Consider the following 1,241-nt stretch of genomic DNA (forward strand, 5'->3'; position numbering starts at 1 on the left):
ATAGGCCGCACGGCGAGGTGGTTTCCGTTAGGAGACTCCTTTTCCGTGCGGCCCTCCTCCGAACCACGCAGGCCCGTTTCCGAGCACGTGGCTCTCCAGTGATCTATGCCGCGGTGGTGACAGGGTGAGCGTGGACGACGTCGTGGCATGCGGAGCAGACCACGAGGGTTTTGCGTCGCTTGGTCGCCATGAGCGCCGCCCACGGGGGTTGGCCTGGTCCGGGTTGCCCGAGGCTGGCGAGCTTGCGGACTTGGTGCACCAGCACCTTGCTCGGGTCGCCGCACAGCTCGCACCGCCGCGTCAGGAGCCGGTGGATCAGCTCCTTGCGGGGGTGGGGCGCCGGTTTCGGGACGCGGTCGTGGAGGACCGCGTCCTTGTCGCGTGTCAGGGGGATCCCGCCGAACCGGGCCACCAGGTCCGGTTTGCCGTTGCGGTGGATCCTGGCCTCGAAGCAGGTCCGCGGCCCGTACCGGGTTTCGATCTTGGCCTGGTACTTGGTGGCCGTCTTCGACACGGTGGACTGGTGCTTGGCTGCCAGGGTCTTCAGCATCGACGTCAGGGCGTACCAGCGCAGGTCGTTGAGTCGCCAGACGTCGTGGGCGAGCCGGTAGTAGCCGACGACGCCCCTGTATTCGGCCCCGAACGTGGCGACGATGTCGTAGTCGTCCAGGTTCTGCAGGGCCGGCCGGTGCCAGGGTTTGCCGTGGCGCCGGTAGGGGGCACGTTTGGCCTTGACCACGTCCAGTGGCACTCGTAGCGCGACGGTCCCGTTGACCGACCGGCGGCCGTTGGTGATCTTGTCGTCGCCGTGCTGGACGATGATCTCGTAGCCGAGGTAGCGGGCTGCCCGGGTACGGGCGTGGGTGACCAGCGTCTTGTCCGGGTTGAGTTCGAGCGCGAGGTCGTCGCGCAGGAACCGCGCCAGCTGGTCCTTGATGGCCTCGGCTTCGGCCTTCGGTCCGATGAACCCTAGAAGATGGTCATCGGCGTAGCGTGTGTACCGCAGTCTCCGGTATCCGGGGTCCTGGGGGTCGCCCGAGGGCAGTCGGCGCAGTTGGCGACGCAGGTCCCGGGTTTGGTCCCGGTCCCCGCGCGCGTGCGCTCGCCTCGTCCGGGATTTTAACCTTTCATACTCGGGATTGTGTCTCCGGTATTTCCCTCGGGTGTATTGCGGGATCAGAACCGTCTCGACGTAGACGTCCAGCTTGTGCAGGTAGATATTCGAGAGGATTGGCGAGACT

1 protein-coding gene is annotated in these 1,241 nt (G+C 66.3%); it reads right to left on the bottom strand.

The genetic code is table 11. The features are described 5' to 3' along the window. Positions 1-103 precede the first annotated feature (103 nt). Positions 104-1,241, bottom strand: a 1,138-nt coding sequence (locus U9977_RS15650; RefSeq protein WP_322749999.1) for a group II intron reverse transcriptase/maturase, incomplete at its 5' end; no start/stop codon positions are given.

Origin of the sequence: Protofrankia sp. Cas8, from assembly GCF_963555845.1 — a bacterium.
Lineage (GTDB): Bacteria > Actinomycetota > Actinomycetes > Frankiales > Frankiaceae > Protofrankia.